Annotated in this window: 4 protein-coding genes and 1 tRNA gene; 3 read left to right on the top strand and 2 right to left on the bottom strand. The window is 25.9% G+C overall.

Going from position 1 to position 5,011, the window contains the following annotated elements:
- Positions 1-23: 23 nt before the first annotated feature.
- Both Q1J60_RS12110 and Q1J60_RS12105 read left to right on the top strand, forming a co-directional pair.
- A tRNA-Lys gene (locus tag Q1J60_RS12110) sits at positions 24-99 on the top strand.
- A gap of 277 nt (positions 100-376) precedes the next feature.
- The gene (locus Q1J60_RS12105) at positions 377-1,225 is read left to right on the top strand and encodes a PRD domain-containing protein (RefSeq protein WP_300262679.1); all 849 of its coding nucleotides are present in this window, start codon (positions 377-379) and stop codon (positions 1,223-1,225) included.
- Positions 1,226-1,255: 30 nt separating this feature from the next.
- Here the strand turns inward: Q1J60_RS12105 and Q1J60_RS12100 are convergent, their stop codons facing one another.
- Positions 1,256-1,735 carry a PTS sugar transporter subunit IIA gene (locus Q1J60_RS12100; RefSeq protein ID WP_300262676.1) on the bottom strand — a complete coding sequence of 160 codons (480 nt, stop codon included), beginning with the start codon at positions 1,733-1,735 and terminating at the stop codon, positions 1,256-1,258.
- A gap of 662 nt (positions 1,736-2,397) precedes the next feature.
- On the opposite strand from Q1J60_RS12100, the gene nagE reads away from it, so the two are divergent.
- Entirely contained in the window at positions 2,398-3,843 is a 1,446-nt protein-coding gene (gene nagE / locus Q1J60_RS12095; RefSeq protein ID WP_300262674.1) for an N-acetylglucosamine-specific PTS transporter subunit IIBC, read from the top strand.
- 62 nt (positions 3,844-3,905) lie between these two features.
- Here the strand turns inward: nagE and Q1J60_RS12090 are convergent, their stop codons facing one another.
- On the bottom strand, positions 3,906-4,424 hold the full coding sequence (locus tag Q1J60_RS12090) for a TetR/AcrR family transcriptional regulator (RefSeq protein ID WP_300262671.1): 519 nt from the start codon (positions 4,422-4,424) through the stop codon (positions 3,906-3,908).
- Positions 4,425-5,011: the final 587 nt, after the last annotated feature.

Genomic DNA, 5,011 nt, shown 5'->3' with positions numbered 1-5,011 from the left:
AGTAGGTGGTCGCCAGGTCTTATGATTTGCTAGCTCAGTCGGTAGAGCACGTGACTTTTAATCACGGTGTCCAGGGTTCGATTCCCTGGCAGATCACCAAAACCTCTCTAATAAGAGAGGTTTTTTTGTATATAAAAATATATTGTAATTAAATAAAGTTTCATATAAATTCGACTAGAGATCAGAATATATTAATATTTAACAGGATTCTAGTCGAATTTATATATTAGTAAAAATAAAAATTTTAAGATATAATTATATGTAATGAATAAAAAGTTTTATATGTTTATTTTACTTTTTTATGAATATGGAATTACTTTAAATAAAAACTAATATAAATTTAGTTAGCAATAATAGTGGTATAGAGGAGAATATTATGATAAAAAAAACAAAAAAAGCATATGAAGTAAAACGAGCTTTCAATAATAATATAGTTTTGGTTGATGATGATGAAAAAGAAAGTATATTATTTGCTAAAGGGCTAGGCTTTAATTACAAAAGAGGTTCAATAATACCTAAGAATACTAATATAGAAAAAATATTTACTATACAAGATGAAAATAATATTGCTAACTTTAGAAGAGTGGTTGGAAGTAATGATGGGAAGTTTATTGCTTTTTGTGAAGAATTAATATTAGAGATTTCAAGAGATTTTAATGAAGAATTAAATGAGATTATACATATAGGATTAATAGATCATATTTCTTTTGCTATTGAGAGAATGAAAAAAGGAGAGATTTTAAGAAATCCTTTTTTAGTGGAAATAGAAACTTTATATTCTAAAGAATTTGATGCTGCGACTAAAATGGTTAAAAAACTTGAGGATTTTACAGGAGTAAGTATAGTTGATGATGAAATTGGATTTATTTCTATGCACATACATTCGGCAAGGACAAAAGGAAAGGTTTCTCATACAATAAAGTTTACTTACATAGCAAATACGGCTGTAGAATATATTGAAGATGCTTTTAATATGGAGGTTGATAGAACTTCATTATCTTATGCTAGATTTATAACTCATTTAAGATTTGCTATTGAAAGACTTATAAATAATACTCCAATAAAGAATGAGTTGCTTTCTATTATAAAACTAAAGTATTCAGAATCATTTAAGGTTGCTGAAGCAATAGGAAAAGCTATAAATGATTACTTTTCTTCAGAGGTTACAGAAGATGAAATAGGCTATTTAACTTTGCACATAGAGAGAATAAGAAAAAATGAATAATAAAAAGCTGACTTTTAAGTCAGCTTTTTATTATTTAACTTTATAAGTTAAAACAATATCACTTCCAGCAGCAACTGTTTCACCTATAACAGGTTTCATGTCTTTTACCATATCAGGATTTGTGATTAATACAGGAGTGTGTAATTTTAATCCTTTTCCTAATATAAAATCTCTGTTTATTTTTAATATTGGAGTACCAGCTTTAACTTGTTGTCCTGGTTCAGTTAATCTCTGGAATCCTTCTCCTTCTAGAGAAACTGTATCTATACCAACATGAACTAATAATTCAATACCATTACTTAAAGTCATAGCAAAAGCATGGTTAGTCTTGAATACTAATGATAATTCTCCATCAGCAGGAGCAACAATAGTATCTCCAGTTACTTCAATAGCAACTCCATCTCCAGCCATTTTTTCAGCGAAAACTTGATCTGGTACTTGTGATAAATCAATAGTTTTTCCAGTTGCAGGAGCAATTAATTTTAAATCTTTTTTAAATAATCCAAACATAATTATTTTCTTAACTTATTATATTAAGTTAAGAAATTCACTTCCTTTCTATATATAAAATCAAATAAAAAAACAGGCATAAGTCTATTACAACTTATGCCTGATTTAACAGTAACATGTTATGATTACATTATATATTCTTTATTTTTATAAGTCAATACTATACTTATACAATATCATTTGAAAATTTGTATTTATATGTAATAAGTTTATGAAGTATGAGAAAGATAATAGTATAGTAATGATAAAAAATATGTTTATTTTGAATTTGACATCACAAAAAAGATATAGTAATATTTAAATGCAAATATTATAGATAGAATTTTAAGGAAATTATTGTAAGCGTGTAACCATATATTTTGGGAATTAGCTGAAGAGAATTACTATGTTCTTTTCAGTTTTTTTTATGTGAAAATATAGGTTTATTGTAAGATATATAAATATGATAACTTTTAATCATTATTTTAATTAAAAGTGAATACCTATATAAGTATTTTATGATTAAAAATATAAATTATAAAATACTTATATAGGTATTCAAAGTAAATAAATAATTTTTAGATTTTATTGTTAGAATACCTTATGTTTTAAAGAAATTAATTCTTTAAAAGCATTATACAAATTCAAACTAAATGAAAAAACTTATAAGGAGGAATGAACAAATGAGTAAAAAAGGTTCAAAAGTTTTAGGGTTTCTTCAAAGAATAGGTAAATCTTTAATGGTTCCTATAGCAGTAATGCCAGCTTTAGGATTATTATTAAGACTTGGAGACAAAGACTTATTAAATATTCCTTGGATTAGTGCTGCTGGTGGAGCTGCCTTTGGAGATAATATGGCAATGCTTTTTGCTGTAGGTATAGGATTTGGCCTTTCAGATGAAAATAATGGAGTTGGAGGATTGGCAGGTCTTTTAGGATTTTTAGTTATGAAAAATGTTGCAACTTCATTTGATCCAAGTATAAATATGGGAGCTTTTGGTGGAGTTGTAGCCGGAGTTGTTGGAGGACTTTTATATAATAAATTTAAAGACATTAAAGTTCCTCAATTTTTAGGATTCTTTGGTGGAAAAAGATTTGTTCCAATAATAACATCAGCAGTGTGTCTTATTTTAGGAGTGTTCTTTGGATATACTTGGCCAACATTCCAAGCTGGATTAGACGGATTTGCTAATATAATGGTAGCAGCAGGTGCTATTGGTGCCGGAATATATGGAATATTAAATAGATTATTAATACCAATTGGATTACATCATGTAATGAATACAGTAATTTGGTTCCAATTAGGAAGCTTTACAGATCAAGTTTCAGGTCAAGTGGCAACTGGAGATATTACAAGATTTTTAGCTGGAGATCCAACAGCTGGGGTTTATACAGCAGGTTTTTATCCAATAATGATGTTTGGTTTACCAGCTGCATGTTTAGCAATGTATGTTTGTGCTAAGAAGAAAAATAAATCAGTTGTTGGTGGTATGTTCTTATCATTAGCATTAACAGCTATAATAACAGGTATTACAGAACCAATAGAATTTGCATTTATGTTTTTATCACCAATACTTTATGTAATACATGCAATTTTAACAGGTGTATCATTAGCAGTAGCATATGCACTTAATGTACATCTGGCATTTAGTTTCTCAGGTGGGTTGATAGACTATATTTTATACTATGGAAAAGGTCAAAATCAATTAATTATATTATTGATGGGAATTGTTGCATTCGTAATTTACTATTTCTTATTTGTATTCTTTATTAAGAAGTTTAATCTTAAAACACCTGGTAGAGAAGATGATTTTGATGATGAAAATGAAGATTTGATAACTAATTCAGAAACAGTATCAAAATTAGGAAACAATCCATATAAGTGTGGTACTCTAGTTGAAAAGGCAGATTGCGTTCTAGAAGCTCTTGGAGGTAAAGAAAATATAGAAGTTTTAGATAACTGTATAACAAGATTAAGATTAACTTTAAAAGATTCTTCTATAATAGATGAAGTTGCTTTAAAAAAAGTTGGAGCTAGTGGAATAATGAAATTAGATGGAAAAAATGTTCAAGTAATTATGGGAACTTTAGCTGATCCTTTAGCTAGTCAAATGAAGAAACTACTTTAAATAATTTAATTTAAATATCAAAATAAAAGCTATAAACCATCTAGTGGTTTATGGCTTTTCATTTATATATTTAACAATAAAAATAAATCATCTATAGTCAATTCAGAATGGGATATTAATATAAGATTATTTAGCAAAAAGTAAGCAAATTTATCTGATGATATAGAAGGATTAATTTCTCCTTTTTTTATATGAATATCAATTAACTTTTCTAAAGTTTCATACATGGGATCTATAATATAGTGATTTTTAGATGTATGATTAGCCATTTCTGAAAATATAAGTCTATAGTTTTTTAAGAAATCATTTATATTATTATAAATAATAATTATTTTTTCTTTAAATGAAATATTTTCTTCTATTATTTGGTTAGATATATTTAAAATATATGTCCAATCATTACATAGTATATCAATAACAAGTTGCTCTTTGTTTTTAAAATAGTTATAAAATGTTCCGGTACCTATATTACATTTCTTAGTTATATTTCTTATATTTAAATTTAAATATCCATTAGATAACAATTGCTTTTTTCCTTCAGTTAATAAATCTTCTTTTACGTTTTTTATAATTTTAGGCATAAGAAAGCCTCCTTTATCAAAGAACTATATAAAAATTATAGTATTTAAGATTATTAAATTCAAATTTAAAGTACTTTAAAGAAGAGGTGAAATTAAAACTAAATAAAAAATTAATATAAATTTTATCAAATTATAGCTATAAATTATTATATTTTGTATATATATATTATTTAAAATTAAATAATAAAAAATAGTTTTTATTGCTTATAAGAATAATATAATGGAATATTATATTATTGATAAGAGTATTTATAGGAATAATAAGTGGAAATACAATTTAAACTTTACCAGGTGTATCAATATAAGAATAAGATAGTATTTTAATGATAAATAAAGAATATTAGATATAATTATGTAAAATAATCATATATAGGATTAGAACAGATTATCTACCGTGGTAAGATAAATATCGTCGCTGAGAGATTCGTAAAGAACTTAACAAAACAAATTAAAAGTTTTGAAAAAGTTGTTGACAAAGTTTCGAAGTGATGATAAACTAAGGAAGTCGCTTGAGGGCGACAAAGAAATGGTCTTTGAAAATTAAACAGAAGATATTAACATAAACCAGCAATTCTTTTATAAGTAAT

This window comes from Clostridium sp. (genome assembly GCF_029258205.1).
In the GTDB taxonomy this organism is placed as follows: Bacteria; Bacillota; Clostridia; order Clostridiales; family Clostridiaceae; genus Sarcina.
This window is presented reverse-complemented; position numbering and strand designations above follow the sequence as displayed.